The sequence below is a fragment of the Streptomyces sp. NPDC046909 genome, assembly GCF_040644695.1.
Lineage (GTDB): Bacteria > Actinomycetota > Actinomycetes > Streptomycetales > Streptomycetaceae > Streptomyces.
In genome coordinates, this window is the sequence record NZ_JBEYXC010000016.1 from 79,952 (window position 1) to 106,194 (window position 26,243).

A 26,243-nucleotide genomic window follows, 5' to 3' on the forward strand; every position below is an offset into this window, starting at 1 on the left:
GGTCACCCTCTCCACGAGGTCAGACTCTGCAAGAACGAGGGCGAAACGGCAAAGCCCCCAGGACGGGTGACCCGAGTGGACACAGATGAGCCCATACCGACGTGGTTATGGAGCTCGGACACCCCGACCGAGTTCGTCCTGCTCGATCAGGGCGGCCTTCTCATGGGACGGCTGCGCTTCCGCATCTGCCGCGAGTGCCGTACGGGACGGATTCTGGACATCTGGATCCGCGACAGCCGACAGCGTCAAGGGCTGGGAAGCGACCTCGTCCATTGCCTGCTCGCCCAGCGCCCGGGCTACCGGTGGAGCACGACGCTGCAGACCCGGGACGGGCGGGCCTTCTTCACCGTGATGACTCGGGAGACGAGCGTGGCCCTGCCTCACAGCGGCCCCTTGTGCAGTCACCTCGGAGGGTGGCTCCGGCGAACATGGCAGCGTCTGCTGAGTCGCTGACCGCCGTACTGAACTCGGATCCGTCTACATGTCCCGGTCGTCGATGCGGCCGATCCCTGCTCCCCCGCCGATGTGGTGGAGGACGCGGGCATAGCGCCGCGTGTCGCGGATCCGCCGGGTGGCGGCCGACTCGATCCGGTGTCCCTCCGCACTGGTCCCGAGCCGTCGGCGTTCTCGCCGGACGAGCACGCCGATCGCCCAGGCCACGAGCGCGGCCAAAGCAGTACCGAGGATCACCACGAGCGTCATAGCCTCTCCTGTCCGGCGTGAGCCACGCGTCCATCCTCCGGGTTCAACGCGCCCGGTTCACGGGCCGTCCTCGGCACAGTCGCGCACCAACTTCGTTCCGTACCCCGGCAACCACGTGTGCGTTCGCGTTGGTCGGCCATTCGATCCCGGACGGCATCAGGATGCCTCGTACCTGGAGAGCCCAGGCCGGGCAAGGTACAGCCCGAGTGCCGACAGCGCGGCGCAGCAGAGCGCGCGACCAGGCCGCGCCGGCGATGGGTATCGCTGGCGGACAAGCCTGCCGTCCTGTATGCGCCCGCGGCTTTCGCCGAGACCTCCAGGGAATCTGCCCCCACCGGTCGGTCAGATTTCGCTGTCGGGCCAGCCGAGCAGCCGGGCTCCGATCACCGCCGTCTGCAGGGTGTACCGATGGACGGAGTCGGCCGGGTTGGCGCCGGTGAGCTTGTGGATGCGCTCCAGGCGGTAGGTGAGCGCACGAACGCTCAGGTTGAGGCGCCGGGCGGCCTCCGCCGCGACGCACCCCGAGTCGAAGAACGCGGTCAGCGTGTCGACGAGTTGCTGGGCGCCACCGCGCGCGGACTGCAGCGGACCCAGAGTGTTGCGCACGAGGTCGGCCATGGCCTGTCGGTCGCGCGTCAGGACCGGGTAGACGAGGAGGTCGGCGGCGCGCAGCACCGGCTCGTCCAGTTGGAGCCGCTCTGCCAGGTCGAGGGCGTTGAGAGCCTCTTCGTAGGAGTGGACGACTCCCCCAGCGCCCGGATGCGGGCGCCCGATGCCCACCTGACCCCCGTCGGTGACTGCGTGTGCCTGCTTGGCGAAGAACGCCAGTACCTCGCCCTGGTCGCCGGGAGCGATGCAGACCAGCCGCCCGTCCTTCGTGGTGATCAGGATGCGCCGCTCGCCGAACCTGCTGATCAGAGCGTTCTCGACCTGTCGGGTGGCCGGATGCATGTCCTCGACCGGCTTGCCACCCTGGGCGACGGCGACTGCGTGCGCCCGGGACAGGAGCAGTCCGAAGCGTTCGGCGCGCTCGGCCAGGCGGCCCAGGTCGCTGCGGCCGTACAGCAGGTCGTCGATGAATTCCCGCCGAACGGCTTCCTCCTGCCGTACGGCGAGCCTCTGCGCCCTCTCATGCCCCTCGGCGAAGGCGTCGATCGCCTGCTCGACCATGGCCAGCACGCGATCTGCTTCCGTGGCGGAGAGGGTGGGCCAGTGTTCCCGGGTCACGGACAGGTGCCGGCGGACCAGGGCCCGCAGCCCGTAACCGGCGTCGGCGGCACGTTCTCCCCGGGTGCGGAGCGACTCCAGCTCGTCCCGCGTGAGGCGGCGGCCTGTCGCACACACCTCGGCAAGTATCGGGGCGTAGCCCTCCAGGTACTCGTCGGGTACCTCGCGCCCGGTCACCCGGCCTCCTCTGTTCTTGACACTCTGTTGTCGTATTCCTAACGCACGGGGACAAGAGTGGCAGACCCCGCGACGGTGCAGGGATCCGGCATGAGGAGCATGGCAAGGCTGCCGGTGCAGGGCAGTGCGGAAACGGCGGTCCGAGTGCCAGGATGGAACGGGCAGGGACGGAACAAGACCGGTGCCGGGCTACGGAGAACCAGCACCGGAATCTCCCGTCCGTCGGCGGATCGGGGTGAGTCAGGTGCAGGAGATCACCGACGCCGCTGTGGGCTTCCCTACCGTCATGCTCACGGTCTCCCTCGTCGTGGTCACCGGGTTCTGGCTGCTGGTTCTGCTGAGCAGGGCTCAACGCGACGGACTCGTCTCCGCGGCGGGTGCCGATCTTCCCGTGGCAGCCGCGGCCACACTCGTGATCGCACTGGCGTGGGTGTTCAGTCTCGGCGGTTCGGTTCTGCTGCTGCGTCCCGAGATCTCCGGGCCTGTGTACGCCGTGCTGGCCGTGGCGGTCCTGGCCGGTTCCATGGTGCTGGCTTATGGAGTTGCTCGCATGGTGATGCGGCTGCGGTGAGCGTTACGTCTTGCTGTGCCCTCTGAGGCGAACGGTCGATATGTCATAACTTGCTTGGTTTCCATCGCGTTTCACTGATGCGGGTGTCTGCCCGCACCTGATCTGGAAGGCAGGGAACCTATGAGACGGGCCACCCGAAACGGTGTGATCGCCCTCGCCACTCTCTCCGGCGCGATGGCTGTCACAGTGCCGGCCTACGCCGACTCTGCGGCGGACGGATCCGCGGCCGACTCACCCGGGCTGGTTTCCGGCAACGCCATTCGGCTGCCGGTGCGTGTGCCGGTGAACGCGTGCGGCAACACGGTCAGCGTCGTAGGGCTTCTCAACCCCGCAGCGCGCAACTCCTGTGCCGAGGACAGTGCCGAGAAGGAGCCGGCCGGAGAGAGCGGCGGGGTCATCTCTGCCGGCGATACACAGGATTCACCTGGCGTCGTCTCCGGGATCGGGATCCAGGTGCCGATGGATCTGCCGGTCAACGTCAGCGGCAACACCGTGAACGTGGTGGGCGTCGGCGACCCGGTCCTGGACAACGCGTCCGTGAGCGGCGACGAACCGGTCGAGCAGTCTTCCCAGCCCAACCATTCGGTACCCGAGCCCGTCGAGCAGGTCCCGCCTCCGTTCATCGGTGACCCGTTCGAGCCGCCCATGACCCACTCAGGCCTGCACCCCACACAGCGGACGGCCCAGCAGCCGGTCGCGCTCTCCCACCTCGCCGACACCGGCACGGACGGCGTGGTGCCGGCCGCCGCTGCGAGCGCGGCGCTCGTCCTGGGCGGTGCGGCGCTGCGCCGGAGTTTCAGGTCCGCACAGAGCTGACGCGGCGCTTTGAAAGCAAGGCATCGGACGGCACGCCGCAGATTCCCGGCGTGCCGTCACACGCCGCCTTCCGTTTCCTGCGTCGCGCGTTGTGGTGCGACGGCGACCAGTGCCTCATTGATTTCGGACTGCAGTTGTTCCGCGTCCTTGCGGAGCAGCTCCGGTACCTGGCTGTTCCACTTCCTCGCCGCGTCGTCCAGCGCCTTGGCGAATACCCCTCGTACCCGTCGGCCGATGATGGTCATGGTGAGCGGCAACAGCAGCCGGGCGAATGACCGTCCCTTGACTCGCACTGTGACCGTGACGCGCCAACGGCCGTCGTCGGCGGGACGCGGTACGACGCTCAGCGCGGCGGAGGCCAGTGCGTGGTCGAACTTGCCCGTGAAGGCCGTGGCCTTCGAACGGCCCCGGCCCGCTGCTGACGACCACCATTTTCCCAGGTCAAGACGGAGACGTCCGGTGCCGGCGGCGTATTTCGCCCATGTACCGCCGCCAGCCCACAGCTTGACCGACAGGTTTGCCTCACGCGGCCGTTCGCCGCTCGCAAGCCACAGCGTGCAGGCCATATGGCCGGGGCCGTCGGGATCGTCGTCGAGTACAACGACCTCCACAGCCGTCCTGCGCTTGCGGTCCCAAGCCAGGATCGTCACCGTCACGTCAGGGTCCGGCCCGCTGTTGTCGTCGTTCTGCGGGTGGTAGCGCGCGCCCGGACGTAGGTGACCGCCCTCGCCGAGGAGCAGTTCGGGCAGCCACCGTCCGTCGGGCAGCCGCAGGCGCGTCACCTCGGCTTCGATGCCCTCGGCGACGTCGTGGAGCGCGCGGACACTCGACTCGAACCACCGTCGGGGCACGGCAGCGACGTTCACGGTGTGCCGGAGACGAACCATGCGTCAAGGGTGGCTGTCGAGTTGCCGCTCGCGCAGCGGTGCGGCCAGGCAGTGATCGGACCGGTTTTCTTGCCGGGTTCCGAGCGTTCTCCTCATCGATCCCGGTTCCCCGTCCGTCCCGTGGCCTCCGTGTCGCCGTACTCGCCGAGCCAGCGGGCGAGCTTGCCGCGCCGGCCGATCGCACGCAGGCGGTCTTCGGCTGCCTGCCGCACTTTGGGCGTGGTGATCAGGAGGAGCTCGTCACCGGCCCGCAGCACGGTGTCGTGGCCGGGGACGATGGTGGTGTTGTCGCGGACGATCAGCGTGACCACCGTCGGCGACGGCAGGCGCAGTTCGAAGACGGCGACGCCGTGCAGGCGTGATCCGACGGGGATGCTCACGGTGAGCAGGTCGGCGTCCAGCGTGTCCAGCGGAGCGGCCTCGACCTCGATGTCGCGCAGGGCACCTGGTCGCGTCAGGTGCAGCAGCCGGGCGACCGCGGGCAGGCTGGGTCCCTGGACGACGGTGAAGATGACGACCAGGACGAACACGATGTTGAGCAAGTCTCGGGCACCGCTGACGCCTTCGACGATGGGATAGGTGGCCAGCACGATCGGTACGGCCCCGCGCAGCCCTGCCCAGGAGATGAAGCCCTGCTCCCGCCAAGGCATGCGGAAGGGCAGCAGGCAGGCCAGCACGGACAGGGGCCGGGCGGCCAGCAGCAGGACCAGGCCGACGGCGACCGCCGGGCCGATCGCGGCGGGCAGTTCACTGGGGTCCACCAGCAGGCCGAGCATGACGAACAGGCCGATCTGGGCGAGCCAGCCCACCCCCTCGGCGAAGGACCGGGTGGCGGCACGGTGCGGCAACTGGGCGTTGCCCAGGACGAGTCCGGCCAGATAGGCGGCGATGAAGCCACTGGCGTGTGCGGCACCGGCGGCTGCGAAGGCGACGATGCCGAACCCGACCGTGGCGAGCGGATACAGACCCGTGGCGGGGAGAGCGATGTTGTGCAGGGCGGCGGCACCGAGGTGCCCGATGGCCAGACCGAGCACGGCACCGACGGCAAGCTCATAGGCGAGATGACTGACGACGTCTCCCGGGTCGGGCAGCTCCGCAGTCGTCGTACTCAAGACGAGAACCAGAATGACCGTGGGCGCGTCGTTGAAGCCGGACTCGGCTTCCAGCAGGCCGGTGACCTTGTGTGGCAAGGGCAGGGACCGAAGTACGGCGAACACGGCGGCGGCATCGGTCGAGGAGACGATCGCGCCGAGCAGCAGCGCCAGATGCCAGTCCATGCCCAGCAGCCAGTGGGCGCCGGCCGCGGTGACCATGACGGAGACAGCCACCCCCGCAGTGGCCAGCACTCCGGCGGGCAGGAGCAGGCGCCGGACGTCGGCCCAGTCCGAGGTCAGACCGCCTTCGACCAGGATGACGGCCAAGGCCGCCGTGCCCAGGGCCTGTGCCAGCTGAGCGTCGTCGAAGCGCAGGCCGATCGCGTCCTCACCGACGATGACCCCGACCCCCAGGAACAGCAGGAGGCTGGGCAGACCGGCCCGGTGGGCGGTACGCGCGGCGGCGATGCTGGCGAGCAGAACGGTGCCGCCGACGAGGAGCGTCAGGTAGAGGTCGTGCAAGGTCACCGTGCGGACCCCGTCCCTGCTCCCGGCCGATCGACGGTCATTCCTCCACAGGCCACAGGCCCCTCCTCGCCCGGCGGCCGACCGATGCGGTCTTGCCGACAAACCGCACAAGGGCACAGTCACCATCGCCGCCTCAGTGATCAGGACATGGCGGACACGCCACGGTAACGCGGTGAGATGACCGTTCCCGTCAGCGGACGGGGTGCGGTCCCTGTTCCCGACGCACGATCTACGGTTCCGGCGGTTCCGAGGGGGCAGTTACTCGGGGCAGCAGGGCAGCTGCGTAGGGTGCCGGGGACGGCGGGGAACGGACTGAGAGGCCGGGGCGGGGTATGGAGGATGAACGGCTTCGGCGGGCCGGGATCGTGCGGTACTGGCGTGCGGTGGAAATGTTCAGCCCGCAGAAGATTCCCGCGCTCTCGGCACGTGACCGGGTCTACGCCGTGACGGCGGACGGTCCGCTCCCCTGGGAGGCGGGGCACCCCTTGCGCTCGATGCCACTGGAGCCGGGCCTCAGATGGCAGCACGTGGTCTACGGCGGGACGTACGCGCTGCGCGCGGTGCGCGACACTCTGCTGGGTGTCTTCGGCGAGAGCGAGGAGGACCACGACGGGCGGATGGACGGGGAGAGCGCCCTGTTCGCCCTGACGGTCACCGACGAGGGGCGACTGCTACTCGACTCCCCTGTGCTGTCCACCTGCGCCTGGGCCACGGGACGTGCGATGTCACCCGGGCCGGGAAGCCCCACCTGGCTGGACGGATTCGACGAGGAAGCCGGAATCTGGCTGACACGCGCCGCCGAACTCGGGGAACTCCCGGCCGACGAGCCGTCAAGCATCGACCTCGACGAGGCGGCTTCCGACCGCGCCAAAGGCGAGGACCTGGAGGAGGGGGTCGGTCAGCGGCGGCTATTGGCCAAGGAACTGCTGGAGTTCGCCCGCGAGATCGCCGAAGTCTGGGGCGTGGCGGAGACGTTGAGCCCCGAGGGCTTGCGCGTGCGGAGTGCGGCGGTACGGCAGAGCCGTACCGGGGACGCTGACCATCAGGACTTCCTCAACAGCTTCATCGCCGCCGATCTGGACCTGATAGCACGGGCGTTGGGCTCCCGGGATCCCGGGCCCGGCCTGGCCGCGTACCTCACCCCTGGTGCCGAGGTGAACACCGCTTGGCGCATCGACTTGCGGCAGCGGCCCGAGGTGGCGCTGGACGGAGTGACGCCCACCGCCTTCCCCTCGGGACGGTGGCCGGCCGAGCCAGGGCATCCGCTCGCGCTGAGCCAGCAGTTCGCCGTCAACACCATCTGGGACCAACTGGGCGAGGCAGGGGGCCTGTTCGCGGTCAACGGCCCGCCCGGCACGGGCAAGACGACGATGCTGCGCGACTGTTTCGCCGCCGTGATCGTGGAACGGGCGACGCGTCTGGCCGGTCTGCGGCTGCCGTCGCAGGCCTTCGCCGACCGGACTCCGTACACCTGGAAGAGCGGCGACTACACGCGCACGGTCACCCCGCTGCGACCGGAGTTCACCGGCTTCGAGATGGTGGTGGCGTCGGCGAACAACGGCGCGGTGGAGAACATCTCCACCGAGATCCCGGCCCGTCAGGCCCTCGGCGAGGAGTGGCGGGAGGACGCCGACTACTTCGCCGAGCAGGCCACCCGCCTGCTGGGCGGCGTCCCTGCGTGGGGTGCGGTCGCGGCCCGCCTGGGCAGCAAGAAGAACCGCCTGGAGTTCGTCAACCGGCTCTGGCACGGCAAGTACCGGCTCACGGACCAGGAGGCCCCGCCACCGCCGGACGGGCGCCGTCCTCGTGGCCGGGACGCCTGGGTCGACAGCGAACGGGGTGTGGCGCACCTGCTGCGCGGCTACCTCAAGACTCCGCACAGCGGCGTGTGGCGACAGGCCAGGGAACGCTTCCACACCGCGCTCGCCGACGTCGAGCGGCTGAGCGCCGAGCGCCAGACCGCCGCGACGGCATTCCGTGATCTGCCCGCTGCCCGGACCACCCTGCACACGGCCGGACAAGCGGCCGACCGCGCCGCCGCACAGTTACGTGAACGCCGTGCCGCGATGCCCGGCATCGAGCAGACGCTGCATGAGGCCGAGAGGTTGCTGACAGAGGCGGAAACCCGCCGTGCGGCCCATCACGGCCGCCGCCCCGGCCTCGTGGTGAGCCTGTTCACGCTGGGGCGAGCGGCCCGCGACTGGCACCGCATCGACCACGGCCTGGCCGTTCGGGAGACGGAGCAGCTCGCGGTGCGCGATCATGCCCGCGACCGCTTGGACGAAGCTCGACGAGCCGTTGCCCGCGCGGTGGCCGAGCGGGACGCGTCGGAGCGGAGTCGGGACGAAGCCGAGACTCACGTCGACCGGCTCCAGGCGAGAGTCACCGACGCGCACTCCCACTGGCCCGGACATGTCCCGCAGGACGCCTGGCTGCGTGACGACACCACGCGCGAGCTGGCCGCCCCCTGGGCGGACCCGGAGATCACCCACGCCCGAAGCGAGCTGTTCCTGGCCGCCCTCGCCCTGCACGAGGCCTTCCTGCGTTGCACGGCCCGCACCATGTACGCCAACCTCATGGCGGCCATGGACGCGGTGACGGGCGCGATCCCCAAGACGGTGTCGGAGGAGAAGGTACGGGCCGCCTGGCAGAGCCTGTTCCTGCTGGTCCCGGTCGTCTCGACGACCTTCGCGTCGCTGGACCGGGTCTTCGGACGGCTGGGCGGCGAGGCACTGGGCTGGCTGTTCATCGACGAGGCGGGCCAGGCCACCCCGCAGATGGCGGTCGGCGGCATGTGGCGCGCCAAGCGCACCGTGGTCGTCGGCGATCCGCTGCAGCTCGAACCCGTCGTCGTCCTGCCCTGGACGGCCCAGCGCGCTCTGCGGGACGACCACGGCGTGGCCGAGGAGTGGGCGCCTGGCCGCACCTCAGTACAGCAACTGGCCGACCGGACCAACCGCTACGGCACCCTGCTGCCCGCCGAACTCCCCGACGGCTCCCAGGAGGTGTGGACCGGCGCCCCGCTGCGCGTCCATCGCCGCTGCGACGACCCCATGTTCAGCGTCAGCAACGCCATCGCCTACGACCGCCTCATGGTGTACGGCACCCCCGACCGCGGCCCCTACCGTTACGGCCCGCTCAGCTGCTGGGTGCACGTGGCCGCCGCCGAGGCCGACGGGCACTGAATCCCCGAGGAGGGCCGGGCGCTGCGCCGCATCCTGCAGCGCCTACGCGACGACGGCGGCGTGGACCTGGCCCGGGACGTGTACGTCATCAGCCCGTTCCGTGCCGTCGTCACCGGTGCGCGGAGGGCCTGCCGGAACTTGCTACCGGACGGGCGGGTCGGCACGATCCACACCACCCAGGGCAAGGAGGCCGACGTCGTGATCCTCGTCCTCGGCACCGATCCGCGCCGCCCCGGCGCCCGTGCCTGGGCCGCGTCGAAGCCCAATCTTCTGAATGTCGCCGTCAGCCGGGCCAAGCGCCGCCTGTTCGTCATCGGCGACCGGAAGGCGTGGCGCGATCAGCGGTACTTCGCCACTCTCACCGAGGCCTTGCCGACGCACACCTGGCGAGGCGAGCGACAAGAAGGGTGACGTCCGGCCCTGCTGTCAGGCGAGGGCGGACACCGCGGACAGCGTGGAGGCGATCAGCGAGACCAGCCCGGGCACTCCTCCGCACTTCTCCTTGATCTTCGCCAACAGGCTCGTCGCCGTGGCGCGCCCCTCGGGGCTGTCCAGCTTCTGTTCGGCCGCCATGTCCAGGAAGCCGACGCACACCTCGTAGTCCTTGACGCGGCCCCGCTCGGCCTCCATCGTGTGCCGGATCCGCCCCAGCAGCTCGGCGATGCTCCGCAACTCCTCCTGTCCGATACCGGAGTTGTCCTGGCTCTGCGTCGAATTGAAGGCGCCCGGCTGATTCTGCACGTTCTGCATGGTCCCGCTGTTCTGGATCCCTGTGTTGCCGTCACCGGGCTGTGGCTTGCGACCGAACATCACTTCGCCCCTCCTGCCGACTGCTGGGAGCCCACCGCTCCCGGCTGGTTCTGTACGTTGTTCATCTCGCCCGTGTTGATGATTCCGGTGTTGAGGACCACCGTGATCTGTTCCCGGTAGGCGACGGTGTCCACGTTGTGGTCGACGAGGAAGCCCTCGACCGCGGCCAGGACCCGGCCCTGCATCATGTCGATGTAGCGGCGGGCGTCGTCGTACTGGAGCATGTCGTCCATGTACCGGGTCGAGTAGGCCTCCCGCAGACTCACTGGCCCCTTTCCGGGATCTTGTGCAGGGTTCTTCTTGTCGTCCTTGGACCGTTTGAAGAGGCGGACCACGAGCCAGCCAGTGTCCACGGCCGCGAGATACGCGGCGCGCCGCTTCCAGCCCCAGCCCCCTTGCGCCGCTTCGGTGTCGGCCTTGTGGAGCCGAGGGTGAAGCGGGTTGACCACGTGCGGACGGATCACGACCCGCAGGTAGTGGTTCTCGTAGGCGAAACCCACGAACAGGGAGGCCACCAACTCACCGTCCCACGAGGTCATTCGTGCGCACAGGAACCGACGGGCGATCTTCGGCGCGCGCTGGGCGTCCGCTGCCCGTACCCCGTCGCGAGCCAGGGTGACCAGCCCTTCCCACCGCTCGCCCGTCAGCGTGCCCCACCGGTCGGCGGAGATCGCCGCGACACCGAACACCTCCTGCGCGCTGTCGGGGTGGAAGTCCGGCAGCGGATCGATGGGCCGTTGCAGCTCGCGGGCCACATGCGCGTGCAGGTCGTCCGGGGTGAACCGGACGACCCCGTCACCGGTCCGGGACCCGGCCAGCAGCTCCTCCACGCTGGGCAGGGACCTCAGTCGGCTATTCCCGTCCGCGGGCTCCGCTCCGTCGTCCTCGTCCCGTGACTTGGCGGGCATCACGTCGATGCCGATCTGGGTCTCGAACCAGACCTTGCCCGCCCCCACGAAGTGGTACTTCGATCCTGCCGCGCGGATCTGGTTCTGATACGGCACCACCTCGCCGTACGCCCCGTCGCGGATCCGCTCGACCGCGCTGCGGAACCGGCGTGGCACCCCCGCACCCCACGCCTCGCGCTCATCGGCACCGATCAGCGCGCGCAACCGCCGCCGGGCCAGCACCCGGTCCGTGCAGTAGGCCGCCCACAGCCCGACCAGCACAATCACCGGAGCGAGGTAGGCCAGCGGCATGAATATCCACAGTCCACCTGCCACGCAGGCCAGAACCATGATGGCGCGGCGCAGCCACAGGAGCCGTTCCGCCTCTGCACACGCGGTGAGCACGGCCTCCAGGTCGAAGCCCTGCGAGGGCACCGGCCGCGCGTCGCCGGCTATCCGGCTGCGTATCCAGCGCACGTACTCATGGCCGACGAGCACCCGCGGCTGCTTGGGATCAGCGGGCTCCTCGTCGTCCAGCACTCTGTCGAGTCTGTCCTTCTCCCCTTCGGCCGCCCGCTTGGCAGCCTGCTCCAGACGCCGCAGCCGGACCTTCTCCGACGTGAGCTTGTCCCCGAGCTCCTTGGCCTGTCTCTTCCGCCACTTCCGCAGCTTCTCGACGAACTCCTCGGCTCTGTCCGGCCGCAGATGCGCGGCCGCGCACAGTAATCGCGTGGGCTCCGTCCTCACGTCCGAGGCGTCACTGGCCCGATACGCACCGTCCGGCCCAAGCACCGGCACTGCCGGCACCTTCAACAGTGACGCACCGTTCACCCGCCCGCTCGCGGACCTCGCCGAATCCGTGGCCATGCCCCGCCCCCTCAGCACGAGAAACGATCGTGCCGTACGCGGACCGGCTCTGCCTACCACGCCTGGGCACCACAATCAGGCCAAAAACCAAGGGAGTTGACGGGCCCAAGAGATACGAGAGCGCCTCGAGCCTCAGGAGCCTGTGGGACGGGTACGGCTTCGCGCTTGCCTGCCCAGGAGCTCGGCCAGCCCCTGCCGGGTGGCGGCCACCACGACACGGTCCTGCGGCCGCAGCACATAGCCGGGGTGAAGGTCCCAGACCAGACCACTCGGGTGCTCCGTGCCGTCGTACGACGGGGACACCGCCAGGTCGGGCAGGCGTTCGTCCGGGGCGGCGGAGTCGATGGCCAGGACGCGCCACATGCCAGCGCGGAACGACTCGGCGACCGTGCGGCCTTCCAACTTCGGATGGCCCGCGACGTCGAGCGCGGCGAACACGAGGACGCGGCGCTCGACAGGAATCGCGCCGAGGATCCGACGGCCCATCATCGCTCCGGCGAACGCGGGGGCGGCGAGAGTGGATACGCTCCGGCTGCGGGTCAGGGCCTCGGGGTGGGCCGCGCGCAGGGTGCGGTAGACGGCGACGGCGAAGGCGTCGTCGTACAGGCGCAAGGACACACGCAGGCCGGGTGCCACCGAGCGGGCGTACAGGGCCGCTTCGAGGTTGGTGGTGTCGCTGCTGGTGACGGCAAGCAGAGCGTGCGCGCGGTGGATCTTGGTCGCTTCCAGTACGCCTTCCTGGGTCACGTCTCCGATCACCGTGGGCACGTGCAGGCGGCGGGCCAGCGGGATGCCGCGCGCTTCGGGGTCCTCTTCCACGCACACCACCGGGATACCGAGCTCGTGCAGCCGGGCCAGGACGCGAGTGCCGACCTTGCCGAGGCCGAGCAGGACGACGTGGCCGGACAGTCCACGGGGCGGGCGACGCAGCGCGGAAGCGGTGCGGAAGGTGCCCAGCCCTTCGAGGACGGCGGCAAGCAGCACCGGCAGCAGGAGCAGCCCGGTCAGCCCGGACAGAAGTTGCAGGACCTGACGGGCGACGGGGTCGCCGACAGCGGGGTCCCCGATGGCGAAGATGTCGAGGAGGGTGAGGTAGGCGGCGTGCAGGGGGTGGTCGCCGGTGGTCAGCCACGACGCCACTGCCAGACCCAGGACGCTCAGGACGAGCCCGGCCAGGGACCAGCGCAGGCGGCGCGAGAAGAGTGAGCCGAAGGGCAGGCCGAGGCCTCGGGCGGGGGCCCGCTCGGGGCCGTCGTGGGTGACGGTTTCCAGGACGACGGTGCCGCGGCCGGATGCGGCGGCGACCGTGCGGTCGTCGGGCAGCAGCTGCGGTCCGTCCTGGCCACTGGCGTCCGAACCCTCCGCTCCCGCTGGGTCGTTGGCGGTGGCGGACAGCAGGGCAAGCGTGCACAGGCCAGGGTCGGCCACCTCGCCACGTCCTGGCGGAGTGCGTTCCACGGCCCGCAGCAGCAGTCCGTCCGCCGGTACGACCTTGCTGGTGCCCGTGACGGCCGTCGCCGCCAGGGCGGGGGCCGCGGTGTCCGCGTCGGACAGGACGGTGGTTGAGGTGTCGAGCGCCTCCGGATCAAGCCCGGGTGAGGCAACCGCGGCGGCCTGGTCCAGCAGCTCGGCCAGATGCTGGCCGAGCTTGCGGTCGTAGAGCCGGATCACCAGGCGCAGACGGGGGTTCAGACGGCGGGCGGCCAGCGCGGCACGGATGTTGGTCTCGTCGTCGTCATGGACGAGAGCGAGTGCGTCCGCCCGCGCCACATCGGCCTGCGTGAGCGCCTCCTCGTCGAGCACCGGCGCCTGGAGAACGCGGACATCTCGTGCGGCATCGGCGTCGGCGGTCCGGTTGACGGCAGCCTGCATGCGGGCGAACAGAGTGGCGGCCCGCGCCCGGCCCGCCATACCGGTTCCGGCGTCGCCCGCACCGGGCAGCGACGGTACGACGACGGTGACCCGCATGCGGTAGAGCTCGCGCAGCTCGGCGGCCAGGCGTTCCGCGAGGGCGTCGTCGCCGCAGACCACCATGTGTCCGGCCGGCGCCGGCCTCCGGGCCTGGTCGGGAAGTGCCGGCATCCGCCTCATGATGCGCGCCTCCGTCCGGCCATGTCCTTCCCGGCCGTTATGCCGTACCTGGGTCGACCCATCTGTTGTCCTTCCCCCGATGCCGGTGCAGACGTGGCGGCCACTGCAGGGCACGCGGTCACCACCGGACTCGATCATGGCGTATTGCAGGCATCGCGACTGTCGCCTGGGTATCGGACTCCGGCATCAACGAGGCGTAAAGACTGCCGGAACGCGGCAATGCGACGATGCGCAGCGCCACTTCACAATGATCTCGGCGCACGAACGGGTGCGTCCCGATGCCTGGCTCCGGCAACTGCCGTACGAGCCCGGGCGCCGCAGCACCATTACTCGGGGGTGAGGATTCGTGGAGGTTGTCGACGCTGTCGCGCAGTTCCCCACCGTCATCTTCGCCTCTGCCGTGGTGGTGACACTCATCTTCTGGCTCCTGGTGCTGCTGGGCCGGGCCGGCGTACGCGACTTCGATGCCGACGCACCGGCACTGGCCAGGGCGTTCGGAGAAGCACCTCTCGCCGTGTCCGCCTCCGTCGCCGCCGGGAGCGGGTGGCTCACCAGCCTCACCGGAACGCTCGTCATGGATCATCTCGATCTGACGGGGCTCGGTGCCGTCCTGGCCCGCATCACGCTGCTCGCGCTCTCCTTGGTGGCTGCCTGGTCGGCGGCGCGTGTTCTCGCCGGACCGCTCGCCAGGGCCTTCTCCCGATCATCTCGGTCTCACCGACGGAACTTGGCGAACGCCGCCCCGTTCGACCCTGGCAGTCGCCGCGCTCGCGACTGATCCAGCCACCCGCGGTGGAGCCGTGGGCCATGCCTGACGCGCACGGACGCGGCCGACAGGGCCGTCTCGGCCTGACGTCACGCTGTCAACTCTTCGCAGACTTCAAGGATTTCGTATGGATGCCACCACTGTGGGCGTCGCCGTGAGCGTCGCCGCCGTCCTGCTCGTCACGACCGCCGTACTGTTTGTCGTCTCGCGGCTGTTCCGCAAGGTCGAGCAGGGCAAGGCGCTGATTGTCTCCAAACTGCGCAAGGTAGATGTGACCTTCACCGGGCAGGTCGTGCTGCCGGTGCTGCACAAGGCCGAGGTGATGGACATCTCGGTGAAGGCCATCGAGATCACTCGGGCCGGCAAGGACGGGTTGATCTGCAAGGACAACATCCGTGCGGACATCCGGATCTCGTTCTTCGTGAAGGTCAACAAGACCGTGGAGGACGTCGTCAAGGTTGCCCAGGCCGTCGGCACCGCGCGGGCCAGCGACCAGAAGACGCTCCAGGAGCTGTTCCACGCGAAGTTCTCCGAGGCGCTGAAGACCGTCGGCAAGCAACTGGACTTCACCGACCTCTACACCAAGCGCGAGGAGCTGCGGTACCGGATCATCGAGGTCATCGGCGTCGACCTCAACGGCTACCACCTGGAGGACGCGGCGATCGACTACCTGGAGCAGACGCCGCTGACCCAGCTCGACCCGGCCAACGTCCTCGACGCCCAGGGCATCCGCAAGATCACCGAGCTGACGGCCGTGGAGCACGTCCGCACCAACGAGGCCCAGCGCACCGAGGAGAAGGAGATCACCCGGCAGAACGTCGACGCCCGCGAGGCCATCCTGGAGCTTCAGCGCCGCCAGGCCGACGCCGAGATCAAGCAGAAGCGGGAGATCGACACCGTGCGGGCCCGTGAGGAGGCCGAGACCGCGCGGGTGGTGGAGGAGGAGCGGCTGCGGGCCCAGGGCGCGTTCCTCAGGACCGAGGAACAGCTCGGCATCCAGCGCGAGAACCAGGCCCGCGAGATCGCCGTCGCCGCGAAGAACCGCGAGCGGGTCATCGCCGTGGAGAACGAGCGCATCGAGAAAGACCGGCAGTTGGAGGTCATCGCCCGCGAGCGGGAGACCCAGCTGACGCAGATCGCCGCCGCGAAGGAGGTCGAGGCGGAGAAGCGGGAGATCGCCGAGGTCATCCGGGAGCGGGTCGCGGTGGACCGTACGGTCGCCGAGCAGGAGGAGTCCATCAAGACGCTGCGGGCCGTGGAGGACGCCGAGCGGCAGCGGCAGGCGGTCGTCATCGCCGCCGAGGCCGAGGCGCAGGAGCAGCTGGTCAAGGACATCAAGGCCGCCGAGGCCGCCGAGCAGGCCGCCACCCACCGCGCCGCCGAGGAACTCACCCTGGCCGACGCCCGGTTGAAGACCGCCGACCTCGACGCCCGGGCCAAGCTGCGGCTCGCCGAGGGCGTGCAGGCCGAGGCCGCCGCCGAGGGCCTGGCCGCCGTCCAGGTCCGGGACAAGGAGGCCGAGGTCATCGAGAAGGCCGGCCGCGCGGAGGCCGAGGCGACCCAGGCGCGGATGCGGGCCGAGGCGGAGGGCGCCAGGGCGAAGGCGCTCGCCGTGGCGGAGGGCAGCAAGGCGCAGGCCCTCGCCGAGGCCGAGGGCATCGGCGAGAAGCTAAAGGCCGAGGCCGCGGGTCTGACCGAGAAGGCGGCGGCGATGGCCGCCCTGGACGACGCCTCGCGCGGGCACGAGGAGTACCGACTGCGCATCCAGGCGGACAAGGAGGTCCGGCTCGCCGGTCTGGAGGTGCAGCGGCAGGTCGCCGAGGCGCAGGCCACGGTGCTGGCCACCGGGCTGGAGAACGCCGACATCGACATCGTCGGCGGCGAGTCGGTGTTCTTCGACCGGCTGGTCGGGTCGATCGCGCTCGGCAAGGGCGTCGACGGCTTCGTCCAGCACTCCGAGACCGCGCAGACGCTGGCGAAGCCTTGGCTGGACGGCACGTCAAGCTTCACCGACGACCTCAGCCACCTCCTGGGCTCGGTCTCCACGGCCGACGTGCAGAACCTGACCGTCTCCGCGCTGCTGATGCGGCTGATGAAGACCGGTGGTGCGAACGCCGGACAGTTTCAGCAACTGCTGGAGAAGGCAGGCGAGTTGGGTGTCGCGGACACGTCTCTCGCCGCCCTGAACGGCAGCGCCAAGGGCTGATCGACCCGTGGTCCGGAGCTGCCGCACGAGGGGACGGCAGCTCCGGACCACGTCTTCTCCCGACTTTCTGAGAGGGATCCCATGACCTCCGGCCTGAACACCGGAACGCACGACACGCTCGACACCGGCACCTACGAGGTGCTCCGCGACCGCCTCACCGCACAGGCCGCCGACCTCGCCCGCCGCGCCGAGGCGCTCAACGCCCGCCGGACCGAGGAGTTCGGCGCGCTGCGGCTCGAACTGGCCGGCACCGAGCGGCTGCGCACCCAGCACGCCTGCGTGCCCCGGGACATCGTCTCCGTCGGCGACACCCTGCTCTTCGGCCACAACGTGTTCCTGGGCCTGAAGCCGGAGACGACCGTCGGCGACGTCTTCGCCCTGTACGACCGCGACCTGAACCGGCTGGCCGACGACGCCGTGCCCGGCCTCCTCGACGACCCGGCCTTCGTCCGCGAGTTCTCGGCCCTCTACCGCTATTACCGCCAAGCCCACCTTCTCCAACTCCGTCGCGTCGACGGAAAGTTGCTGGCCGTCTTCCAGACCGGTGAGAAGGCCGGGGACATCCGCGTGCTGCGCTGGTCGGTCACCGAGGACGGGCAGGCGGCCTTCCTCGACGCGCGCGGCGACCGCGACCACGTCTTCCCGCCCGCCCACGACTTCGAGTGGACCCCGGCGACCCGCGAGGACCACGTCCTCGGCCGGCACCCGCACGTCTCCGTCGAGGGCGAGGTCTTCGTCGAGACCGTCGGCGGCACCCTCACGGTCAAGGTCGAGAACAACACCGAGACCGGCGAGGGAATTTACTCCGAGCCGGTCGCCGAGCCGCTCCAGTCCCTCGCCGACGCGGACATCGCGTACGCGCGCGTGGGCGTGCTGATCCTGCTGCGGGTCCGCCCCTACAAGGAGGACACCGACCGCCACCTGGTGTTCAACACCCTCACCAGGACCGTCGTGCGCCTCGACGGCATCGGCCGGGCCTGCCGCCGGCTGCCCGAGGACCAGGGCATCGTCTTCCCCGGCGGCTACTGTCTGGCCACCGGCAGCCACAAGACGTACGAACTCGACACCGCCGACCTGGAGTTCGAGCGTGAGGTGCGCTCACCGAACGGCGAGGACGTCCTGTACGCCTTCCACGCGCGCGTGGAGGGACGCAGCCTGCTGCTGCCGTACAACATGATCCGCAAGGAGGTCGCCACCCCGCTGTCCTGCCACGGCTGGGCGCTCTTCGACGACGGCACGCTCATCGTGCTGCGTGCCGACGGTGACGAGCCGCAGCGTGTGCATCCCGTGCAGCTGTGGAACTCTCCGTTCGTCTCCGACATCCATGCCGCCGCCCGCCCGGCCGGCACCGGCCCGTTGGCCCGAGTCGGCAACGCCGATCTCGTACGCGGGATCTCCGACTGTCTGTCCCTCACCCGCGCGGTCGCCGAGACGACCCCGACGAGCGAGGTGTACGAGGCGCTGGCCGCCGCGTGTGTCCGGGCGGCCGACTCCTACCACTGGCTGGGTGACCCCGAACTGGGCGACTTGCTCGGCCCGTTGACGCAAGTCAGGGCGACCGCCGAGCAGGTGCTGGCCGAGTTCGAGACCGTCCAGGCCCTGACCCGCCAGGCCGCCGACGCGCTCGCCGAGGCCGCCGCGCGAGTCGCCGGAGTCGTACGACGACTGCGCGGCGAGGCACCCCGCAGTGCCGCCGCCTGGGTCACCGGCCTGACCGAACTCCGGCACGCACAAGGGCACTTGCTGACCCTCAAGGACCTGCGGTACGCGGACACCGACCGTATCGACGCCCTCGCCGCCGACGTCGAGGCCGACCTGGACTCCTTCGGCCGGCGAGCCGTCGCCCACCTCGCCCGCGAGGACGCCTTCGCCGACCACCAGGCCGACATCGAGCAATTGGTCGCCGACGCCGAGGCGCTCACCACCGTCGCCGAGGCAGCCCCTCTCTCGGCCCGGCTGGACGAACTCGCCGACGGGTTGCGGACGGTGACCGAGGTCGTCGCCGGGCTCGACATCGGCGACGCCACCGTCCGCACCGGCATCCTGGCCCGCATCGCCGAGGTCCTCGGCGGCGTCAACCGCGCCCGCGCCACCCTCGACGGCCGCCGCCGCGCCCTCCTCGACTCCGAGGGGCGGGCGGAGTTCGGCGCCGAGTTCGCCCTGCTCGGCCAGTCCGTCACCGGCGCCCTCGCGGCGGCGACGACCGTGGACGCCTGCGACGAGCAGCTCGCCCGTCTGCTCGTCCAGGTGGAGAACCTGGAGTCCCGGTTCGCCGAGTCCGACGACTTCCTCGGCCGGCTCGCCGACCAGCGCGACGAGATCCACGAGACCTTTTCCACCCGCAAGCAGACCCTCGCCGACGCCCGCGCCCGCCGCGCCAAGCGGCTGGCCGACTCGGCCGCCCGGGTGCTGAGGACCGTCGCCCGCCGAGCGGCCACGCTTGCCGACGCGGACGCCGTCGCCACCTACTTCACCTCCGACCCGATGCCCGCCAAGGTCACTCGCATCGCCGGCGAGCTGCGCGAACTCGGTGACCAGGTCAGGGCGGAGGAGCTCGACGGCCGTCTGAAGTCCGCCCGCCAGGAGGCCCTGCGCGCCCTGCGCGACCGCACCGACCTCTACGCCGACGGCGGTCGCACGATCCGCCTCGGCACCCACCGCTTCGCCGTCAACACCCAGCCCCTCGACCTCACGTTGGTCCCGCAGGGCGAGGGCCTGGCCTTCGCCCTGACCGGCACCGACTACCGCGCCCCGGTCACCGACCCCGCCTTCGCCGCGACCCGCCCGTACTGGGACCGCCCTCTGCCCTCGGAGTCCCCGCAGGTCTACCGCGCCGAACACCTCGCCGCCCGCCTCCTGGCCGAACACGGCCCGGCCGTGCTCGCCGCCACCGACGACCTGCCCACCCTGGTGCGGCAGGAGGCGGAGTCGGCATACGACGAGGGCTACGAACGCGGCGTCCACGACAACGACACGACCCTGATCCTCACCACTCTCCTGCGCCTGCACGACGGCGCAGGACCGCTCCGCCACGAACCCGCCGCCCGCGCCGCCGCCCAGCTCTTCTGGGCCCACGCCACGACCGCCGACGCCCGCCGCGACTGGCAGCGCCGCGCGGTCTCATTGGCCCGCGCCCGGGACACCTTCGGCCTCGCGCCCGCCATCGACGACCTGCGGCAGGAGCTGGCGCAGGCCATCGGAGGCGAGACGGCGGATGCCGCCGCCGCATACCTCTTCGAGGAGCTGACCAGCGGCCCCGAAGGCTTCGTCCTCAGCGCCGCAGCGCGCACGGTGCTCGACAAGTTCCGCCGCACGGTGGGCACTTCGGCCTACGACGACGACCTCGCCGCCCTCGGCGCCCCGGCCGCCCGGCGCCAGCTCGTCGAGGCGTGGCTCACCTCGTACACCGCCTCGACCGGCACCGACATCCCGGCCGGCGACCTGGCCGAGGCGGTGGCGGCCGAGCTCTGCCCCGAACTGACCCGCTACGACTCCGAGGCGCAGCTGACCGGGACCGTCGACGGCCTGCTCGGCGTCCACCCCCGGATCAGCGAGGGGAAGTTGACGCTGCGCGTCGACGAGTTCCTGGCCCGCACCCACGCGTTCCGCACCGACGAGGTCCCCGCGCACCGCGCCTACCAGCGCCACCGCACCGAGGTGGTCGCCGCCGAGCGCGCCCGGCTCCGCCTCGACGAGTACCGCCTCCGGATCATGTCGGCGTTCGTCCGCTCCCGCCTCATCGACGAGGTGTACCTCCCGCTGATCGGCGACAGCCTCGCCAAGCAGCTCGGCACCACCGGCGAGACCAAGCGCACCGACACCGGCGGCCTGCTCCTGCTCATCTCCCCGCCCGGCTACGGCAAGACGACGCTGATGGAGTACGTCGCCGACCGCCTCGGCCTGATCCTCGTCAAGGTCAACGGCCCGGCGCTCGGCCACACCGTCACCTCGCTCGACCCGGCCGAGGCCCCCAACGCCACCGCCCGCCAGGAGATCGAGAAGATCAACTTCGCACTGGAGGCGGGCAACAACACCCTTCTCTACCTCGACGACATCCAGCACACCTCACCGGAACTGCTGCAGAAGTTCATCCCGCTGTGCGACGCCACCCGCCGCATCGAGGGCGTACGCAACGGCGAGGCGCACACCTACGACCTGCGCGGCAAACGCTTCGCCGTCTGTATGGCCGGCAACCCCTACACCGAGTCCGGCAGCCGCTTCCGCATCCCCGACATGCTCGCCAACCGCGCCGACGTGTGGAACCTCGGCGACGTCCTGACCGGCAAGCAGGACGCCTTCGCGCTGAGCTTCATCGAGAACGCCCTCACCGCCAACCCGGTCCTGGCCCCGCTCGCCGGCCGCGACCACGCCGACCTCGACCTCATGGTCCGCCTCGCCGCGGGCGACCCGACCGCCCGCGCCGACCGCCTGACGCACCCCTACGCCCCTGCCGAGCTGGAGCGGATCCTGGCCGTCCTGCGCCATCTGCTCACCGCCCGCGAGACGGTCCTGGCGGTCAACGCCACCTACATCGCCTCCGCCGCCCAGAGCGACGCCACCCGCAGCGAGCCGCCCTTCCAACTCCAGGGCTCCTACCGCAACATGAACAAACTCGCCCAGCGCATCCAGCCGGTCATGAACGACGCCGAACTGGCCGCACTGATCGACGACCACTACCGGGCCGAGGCCCAGACCCTCACCACCGGCGCCGAGGCCAACCTGCTGAAACTGGCCGAACTGCGGGGCGCACTCACGCCCGAACAGGCCGCGCGCTGGAGCGAGTTGAAGGCGTCCTACGTCCGCACCCAGACCCTCGGCGGCCCGGAGAACGACCCCCTCACCCGGGCGGTCGCCACCCTCGGCCTGCTCGCCGACCGGATCGCGGCCGTGGAGTCGGCGATCAACCGGGCCGCCGACCCACGCCACCTTCTGGTGAACCCCATGGCCCGGCACGCCGCGCGTCCGACCACCGGCGACGGGGAGCCGTGACATGACCCGCACCCGAGCAACCGCACCACCCCGCAGATGCCCGCCCCGGGCACGGCACGCCGTCGGGCCCGGGCCGGCCTGTGCCTGACGGGTGCGCTGTTCATGCTGCCTTTCGCCGTCATGGCGCTGCCCGGAGCGCGCGAAGGGGGTGCAATCCTGGGGTGCGTGACCGGGCCCGCCGTCGTCCTGCTGTACGACGCGATGTGCGACGAGTCCACACCGGCACGCCACTCGGCGACCAGGATCACCGCGCGGACCCTGACCGGCGTGCGCTCGGTCGACCTGACCCGCCTCAGCCGCGTCCGGCTCCTGACGTTCTTCTCGTACGGCCGTGTGTTCCGCAGCCTCGTCATCAGCGACGCCGACGGGGTGTGGCTCGGCATCAGCTCATCCGCCGGACGGCGGGCGGTGCGCCGCGCGCTGACCCGGCCGTCGGGGGACGGCCTCCTGCCGCGACCGCGGGTGAGCCGGGCCGCCCGCGCCTTCCTCGACGGAGACAGGCCCGGCCGGCTCGCCGTCCACACGATGCTCGCGTTCCTCGCCCTGACGGTGGGCATCAGTGGATACGTAGGCGTGCTGCTGACGCTCGGTGGGCTCGTTGCAGTCGGAGACACGAACCGGTGCCGTGCCTACTATGGCCGTATGCAACGGCACGGCCGAAAGCCTGTCCCGGCACGCGGTACTCACCGTGAGTACGCCCATGTGATCCATGATCGATACTGGGCGCGGGAGTTTCGCGGTGCGATACTCAGCGCCGCGCTGCTCTTCGGGGCGCTGGTACTGCTCGACTGGAGCGTTGCGCGGCTGACCGGCATGCGCGCCAGTTGGTGGGCCGCACTCGCCATGCTGCTCCTGATCGTGCTGACGCCGCCACGGGTGAGCGCGTGCCACGGCGAACTCGAGGCACGCGGGCTCGTGCTCCACCACCGGGTGCGCGTCGACCGGCTGGTGACCGTGCGCGTGTCCGAGGGGGTTACCCCGCGGCTGCTTCTCACCGACGCTTTCGGCGGTCGGCTGCTGCTGGACCCGCGCGTCCTGGTCGCCAACCCGGTGCTGTGGCACCAACTGGACCAGGGCGCACGGCAGTCCGTGGAGCGGGGAACACTCAGGAGCGGAATGCCGGTGCTGGAGCGACTGGGACGGCGGATCGACGGCGAGGTGTGCCGTGGAATCCTTCGGCGCTCCGGCATGGAGCGGGCACCAGCCCCGAAGGGCTCACGTGTGTCTAGTTGGTGCCGACTGCTCCTGCGGCGCCGAGGAGTTCGTGCAGCAGGTGCGAGGCCGTGATCACGCCCAGCAGATGGGTGCCGTCCTTCGCCTTCTCCGCCACCGCGACCAGCGGGCTGCGCACCTCCGCCATCAGCGCGGCCACCTCCAGCGCAGTGTCGTCCGGGTCGGCGATCGGCGGTGGCGCGGCCTTGCTGGACAGGCAGTCCCCGACCCTGCGGCCGGCCAGTGCCTGGCACAGCCGGTCGGCGTGCTTCTCGTCGACGACAGCGGCCAGGGTCGGGTCCTCGATGACGTAGGCGGGCACCAGCACCTTAATCATCTGCGAGGCGGGCAGGATCGCCTTCGGCTCGCCCTGCTCGTCCAGCACCAGGAGGCCCGGCAGCCTGTGCTCGGCCATCAGCCGGGCCGCGTCCATGGCGTCGCTGTCGACGCTCACCGTTTCGTATCCGACCGCCAGGTCACGAGCGCGCACGGCGGGGCTCCTCATCTACTGGAAACGTTCCTGCCCCCAGCGTCGTACGTATTGCGGGCGCGGGCCAGGTCATTGACGCGAAACATACGCGGCGGCCTCGGCCAATACGCATCGCACCGCTGCGCTCACCGAATGCGTCCACTCTCCAAGACGGCCGAACACCGGTCTCCTGGTCGGCGCCGGATGGGGCGCAGGCCAGACCGATCCGCTGGCCGGCGGTCCCGGTCATTGGCGCCGCCTGGATCCCGTATGCCCCTCCGCGCGCACCGCCGGGTTCGGCGGTTCGCCGCGGCGGACGGAGCCGGGGGCCCGGGCTGCCGGGCGGTCGGCGCGGGCCGAGGACGTCAGCTGCCAGGGGACGCTCGTGACCATCACGCCGGACGTGAAGAGCAAGCGGCTCTTGAGCCAGAGCGCGGACTGGTTGTGCAGGAGGTTCTCCCACCAGTGGCCGACCACGTACTCGGGGATGAAGACGGCCACGACGTCACGCGGGCTCTCGCGGTGGACGGAGCGGACGTAGTCGACGACCGGACGGGTCACCTCACGGTAGGGCGAATCGAGGATCTTCAGGGGAACCTCGATGCCGTAGTCCTCCCAGCGCTCGCGCAGCGCCGCCGCCTCGTCGCGGTCGACGGAGACCGTGAGCGCCTCCAGATGGTCGGGGCGGAAGGCCCGGGCGTAGGACAAGGCGCGCAGGGTCGGCTTGTGGATGGTGGAGACCAGGACGATCGCGAAGACCCGGCTGGGCAGGGCGAGTTCGCCTCTGGGGTCGGTGACGGCGAGTTCCGCGGCAGTGGCGTCGTAGTGGCGGCGGATGCCGCGCATCATCACCCACAGCACGACCGCAGCCAGGACGGCGAGCCAGGCTCCCTGCGTGAACTTGGTCGCCAGCACGATCAGCAGGACCAGGCCGGTGACGACGGCGCCGGTGCCGTTGATCACCCGGGTGATCTTGTGATGGCGGCGTAGCGCGGGATCGGTCTGGGCACGCAGTTCGCGGTTCCAGTGCCGGACCATGCCCGTCTGGGAGAGCGTGAAGGAGGTGAACACGCCCAAGATGTAAAGGTGGATGAGGTTGGTGACGTTGGCCTGGAAGCCCCACAGCAGCAGGCCGGCGACGATCGCCAGGGCCAGGATGCCGTTGGAAAAGGCGAGTCGGTCGCCGCGGTTGTGCAACTGGCGGGGCAGGTAACGATGTTGGGCCAGGATCGAGGAGAGCAGCGGGAATCCGTTGAAGGCGGTGTTCGCGGCGAGGATGAGGATGAGGGCGGTGGCGGCCTGGATGTAGTAGAAGCCGACCGAGTGTTCGCCGCCGAAGACCGCCGCCGCGACCTGGGCGATGACGGTGCGCTGGGTGTAGTTGTCGCAGTTGGCGTCGAGGCCGGTCAGGCGGCAGGCGTCGTCGGTGACATGGACCTTCGACACCAGGGCCAGGGTGGTGACTCCGACGAACATGGTGATGGAGATGGCGCCCATGACGGCCATGGTGGTCGCCGCGTTCTTCGGTTTGGGCTTGCGGAAGGCCGGTACGCCGTTGGAGATGGCCTCCACGCCGGTCAGCGCGGTGCATCCCTGGGAGAAGGCGCGCAGCACGAGCATCACCAGGGCGAGACCGGTCAGATTCGCCTCGTGCGGCTCGGCCGTAATGCCGTACTGGGCGGATTCGGCGACGGGCGCGTCTCCGACCAGGTAGCGGAAGAGACCGGTGGTGATCATGATCAGCACGCCGCCGACGAACAGGTAGGTGGGCGCAGCGAACGCCCGTCCTGACTCGCGTACGCCGCGCAGGTTCATGGCGGTGAGCAGGGCGACGAAGCCGAGGGCCATGGCCACGCGGTGGTCGGCCAGTTCGGGCACCGCGGAGATGATGTTGTCGACGCCGGAGGCGACCGAGACGGCCACCGTCATGACGTAGTCCACGAGCAGTGAGGCGGCGACCACCAGCCCGGCCGAGGGGCCCAGGTTAGTGGAGACGACCTCGTACGAGCCGCCGCCGCTCGGGTACGCCTGCACCACCTGCCGGTACGAGAGCACCACGACCGCCAGCAGGACCACGACGGCGGCCGCGATCCACGGCGTGAAGTGAAGGTAGGCCAGCCCGCCGAGGGCCAGGACCAGGAGGATCTCCTGGGTCGCGTACGCCACCGAGGAGAGCGGGTCGGATGCGAAGATCGGCAGGGCGAGCCGTTTGGGCAGCAGCGTCTCGTGGAGCTCCTCGCTGCGCTTCGCCCGCCCGATCACCAGGCGCTTGAGCAGACCGGTCACGTTGAACACGTGCGCGAGGGTAAGCCGCGATGGGGGTGAGGGAAGGAGGGCTGGCCCGCAGGCAGGGCGTTAAGGGGCCGTTAGGATTTCGCGGGACACGCACAAACGGAGCAAAAATCCCGATTGTCCGGCAGGTACTTCTTCTGGGTGGGGCGCGGACTCGCCGGTGTAAGAGGTGCGTCAAAGGAAGACCGGGCGCCGTATGGAACCCGTTAACGGCGGCTGTATACGGCCTCGGAGCGGGTTTTCCTGTACCGGTCCGATCCGCTTACGGATTTCCGAACGTCCTCCGGGAGCTTGCGATGGCCGATGTGGCCTTCGTCCTCACCACGATCGCGGTGTTCGCGCTGGTGGTCCTCATCGCCAAGGGGGTTGCGAAGCTGTGACCGCCGAGAACATCGTCGGCCTCGTCGTGGCCGTCGCCCTGCTGGGCTATCTCGTCCTCGCCCTGATCTTCCCGGAGAGGTTCTGAG

General features: G+C 70.3%; 19 protein-coding genes. 10 read left to right on the plus strand and 9 right to left on the minus strand.

Annotated elements, in window-relative coordinates:
* The first annotated feature begins 75 nt into the window (after positions 1 to 75).
* Complete coding sequence (locus tag ABZ928_RS40000; protein WP_361530130.1) at positions 76 to 453, plus strand: GNAT family N-acetyltransferase; 378 nt, start codon at positions 76 to 78, stop codon at positions 451 to 453.
* Positions 454 to 477: 24 nt separating this feature from the next.
* Here the strand turns inward: ABZ928_RS40000 and ABZ928_RS40005 are convergent, their stop codons facing one another.
* Positions 478 to 702 carry a hypothetical protein gene (locus tag ABZ928_RS40005; RefSeq protein ID WP_361530133.1) on the minus strand — a complete coding sequence of 75 codons (225 nt, stop codon included), beginning with the start codon at positions 700 to 702 and terminating at the stop codon, positions 478 to 480.
* Between the two features lie 342 nt (positions 703 to 1,044).
* A complete protein-coding gene (locus ABZ928_RS40010) occupies positions 1,045 to 2,106 on the minus strand; it encodes a helix-turn-helix domain-containing protein (RefSeq protein WP_361530136.1) in 1,062 nt (353 codons plus the stop codon).
* A 244-nt stretch (positions 2,107 to 2,350) separates the two neighbouring features.
* Here ABZ928_RS40010 and ABZ928_RS40015 point away from each other — a divergent pair, with 244 nt between their 5' ends.
* Entirely contained in the window at positions 2,351 to 2,677 is a 327-nt protein-coding gene (locus tag ABZ928_RS40015) for a hypothetical protein (RefSeq protein WP_361530139.1), read from the plus strand.
* Positions 2,678 to 2,851: 174 nt separating this feature from the next.
* Complete coding sequence (locus ABZ928_RS40020; protein WP_361530142.1) at positions 2,852 to 3,493, plus strand: chaplin; 642 nt, start codon at positions 2,852 to 2,854, stop codon at positions 3,491 to 3,493.
* Between the two features lie 56 nt (positions 3,494 to 3,549).
* Here ABZ928_RS40020 and ABZ928_RS40025 read toward each other — a convergent pair whose 3' ends face one another.
* Entirely contained in the window at positions 3,550 to 4,380 is an 831-nt protein-coding gene (locus ABZ928_RS40025; RefSeq protein ID WP_361530145.1) for a hypothetical protein, read from the minus strand.
* A gap of 92 nt (positions 4,381 to 4,472) precedes the next feature.
* Positions 4,473 to 6,002: a potassium/proton antiporter gene (locus ABZ928_RS40030; RefSeq protein WP_361530148.1), complete on the minus strand. Its 1,530-nt coding sequence runs from the start codon at positions 6,000 to 6,002 to the stop codon at positions 4,473 to 4,475.
* A gap of 332 nt (positions 6,003 to 6,334) precedes the next feature.
* On the opposite strand from ABZ928_RS40030, the gene ABZ928_RS40035 reads away from it, so the two are divergent.
* Together ABZ928_RS40035 and ABZ928_RS40040 are read left to right on the plus strand one after the other, a co-directional pair.
* Entirely contained in the window at positions 6,335 to 9,187 is a 2,853-nt protein-coding gene (locus tag ABZ928_RS40035; RefSeq protein ID WP_361530151.1) for an AAA domain-containing protein, read from the plus strand.
* A 21-nt stretch (positions 9,188 to 9,208) separates the two neighbouring features.
* On the plus strand, positions 9,209 to 9,598 hold the full coding sequence (locus ABZ928_RS40040; RefSeq protein WP_361530609.1) for an AAA domain-containing protein: 390 nt from the start codon (positions 9,209 to 9,211) through the stop codon (positions 9,596 to 9,598).
* Positions 9,599 to 9,613: 15 nt separating this feature from the next.
* Here ABZ928_RS40040 and ABZ928_RS40045 read toward each other — a convergent pair whose 3' ends face one another.
* The 3 genes from ABZ928_RS40045 to ABZ928_RS40055 all read right to left on the minus strand — a co-directional run bounded on the left by ABZ928_RS40045 (position 9,614) and on the right by ABZ928_RS40055 (position 13,833).
* On the minus strand, positions 9,614 to 9,997 hold the full coding sequence (locus ABZ928_RS40045) for a hypothetical protein (protein WP_361530154.1): 384 nt from the start codon (positions 9,995 to 9,997) through the stop codon (positions 9,614 to 9,616).
* A complete protein-coding gene (locus tag ABZ928_RS40050; RefSeq protein WP_361530157.1) occupies positions 9,997 to 11,631 on the minus strand; it encodes a hypothetical protein in 1,635 nt (544 codons plus the stop codon). Before ABZ928_RS40050 ends, ABZ928_RS40045 begins: the two co-directional genes overlap by 1 nt.
* A gap of 252 nt (positions 11,632 to 11,883) precedes the next feature.
* Complete coding sequence (locus ABZ928_RS40055) at positions 11,884 to 13,833, minus strand: NAD-binding protein (RefSeq protein WP_361530160.1); 1,950 nt, start codon at positions 13,831 to 13,833, stop codon at positions 11,884 to 11,886.
* 355 nt (positions 13,834 to 14,188) lie between these two features.
* Here ABZ928_RS40055 and ABZ928_RS40060 point away from each other — a divergent pair, with 355 nt between their 5' ends.
* From ABZ928_RS40060 to ABZ928_RS40075, 4 genes are all read left to right on the plus strand, one after another.
* A complete protein-coding gene (locus ABZ928_RS40060) occupies positions 14,189 to 14,620 on the plus strand; it encodes a hypothetical protein (RefSeq protein WP_361530163.1) in 432 nt (143 codons plus the stop codon).
* A 115-nt stretch (positions 14,621 to 14,735) separates the two neighbouring features.
* Positions 14,736 to 16,814, plus strand: coding sequence for a flotillin family protein (locus ABZ928_RS40065; RefSeq protein ID WP_361530166.1), 2,079 nt, complete (start codon positions 14,736 to 14,738; stop codon positions 16,812 to 16,814).
* 81 nt (positions 16,815 to 16,895) lie between these two features.
* Positions 16,896 to 21,803: a DNA repair ATPase gene (locus tag ABZ928_RS40070; protein ID WP_361530169.1), complete on the plus strand. Its 4,908-nt coding sequence runs from the start codon at positions 16,896 to 16,898 to the stop codon at positions 21,801 to 21,803.
* Positions 21,804 to 21,968: 165 nt separating this feature from the next.
* Positions 21,969 to 23,090 (plus strand): hypothetical protein, encoded by a 1,122-nt coding sequence (locus ABZ928_RS40075; RefSeq protein ID WP_361530172.1) that lies wholly within the window; start codon positions 21,969 to 21,971, stop codon positions 23,088 to 23,090.
* Here the strand turns inward: ABZ928_RS40075 and ABZ928_RS40080 are convergent.
* Positions 23,029 to 23,505: a CBS domain-containing protein gene (locus ABZ928_RS40080; RefSeq protein ID WP_361530175.1), complete on the minus strand. Its 477-nt coding sequence runs from the start codon at positions 23,503 to 23,505 to the stop codon at positions 23,029 to 23,031. The genes ABZ928_RS40075 and ABZ928_RS40080 overlap by 62 nt on opposite strands.
* A 225-nt stretch (positions 23,506 to 23,730) precedes the next feature.
* Positions 23,731 to 25,779 carry an amino acid permease gene (locus ABZ928_RS40085; protein ID WP_361530178.1) on the minus strand — a complete coding sequence of 683 codons (2,049 nt, stop codon included), beginning with the start codon at positions 25,777 to 25,779 and terminating at the stop codon, positions 23,731 to 23,733.
* A 373-nt stretch (positions 25,780 to 26,152) separates the two neighbouring features.
* Between ABZ928_RS40085 and kdpF the strand changes: the two genes are divergently transcribed.
* On the plus strand, positions 26,153 to 26,242 hold the full coding sequence (gene kdpF, locus ABZ928_RS40090) for a K(+)-transporting ATPase subunit F (protein ID WP_016434100.1): 90 nt from the start codon (positions 26,153 to 26,155) through the stop codon (positions 26,240 to 26,242).
* Position 26,243: the final 1 nt, after the last annotated feature.

Bases quoted from the DNA above. Each gene is read 5' to 3' on its own strand.
- ABZ928_RS40005 (WP_361530133.1), bottom strand. From the start codon at position 702: ATGACGCTCGTGGTGATCCTCGGTACTGCTTTGGCCGCGCTCGTGGCC.
- ABZ928_RS40020 (WP_361530142.1), top strand. From the start codon at position 2,852: ATGGCTGTCACAGTGCCGGCCTACGCCGACTCTGCGGCGGACGGATCC.
- ABZ928_RS40025 (WP_361530145.1), bottom strand. From the start codon at position 4,380: ATGGTTCGTCTCCGGCACACCGTGAACGTCGCTGCCGTGCCCCGACGG.
- ABZ928_RS40035 (WP_361530151.1), top strand. From the start codon at position 6,335: ATGGAGGATGAACGGCTTCGGCGGGCCGGGATCGTGCGGTACTGGCGT.
- ABZ928_RS40045 (WP_361530154.1), bottom strand. From the start codon at position 9,997: ATGTTCGGTCGCAAGCCACAGCCCGGTGACGGCAACACAGGGATCCAG.
- ABZ928_RS40055 (WP_361530160.1), bottom strand. From the start codon at position 13,833: ATGCCGGCACTTCCCGACCAGGCCCGGAGGCCGGCGCCGGCCGGACAC.
- ABZ928_RS40065 (WP_361530166.1), top strand. From the start codon at position 14,736: ATGGATGCCACCACTGTGGGCGTCGCCGTGAGCGTCGCCGCCGTCCTG.
- ABZ928_RS40070 (WP_361530169.1), top strand. From the start codon at position 16,896: ATGACCTCCGGCCTGAACACCGGAACGCACGACACGCTCGACACCGGC.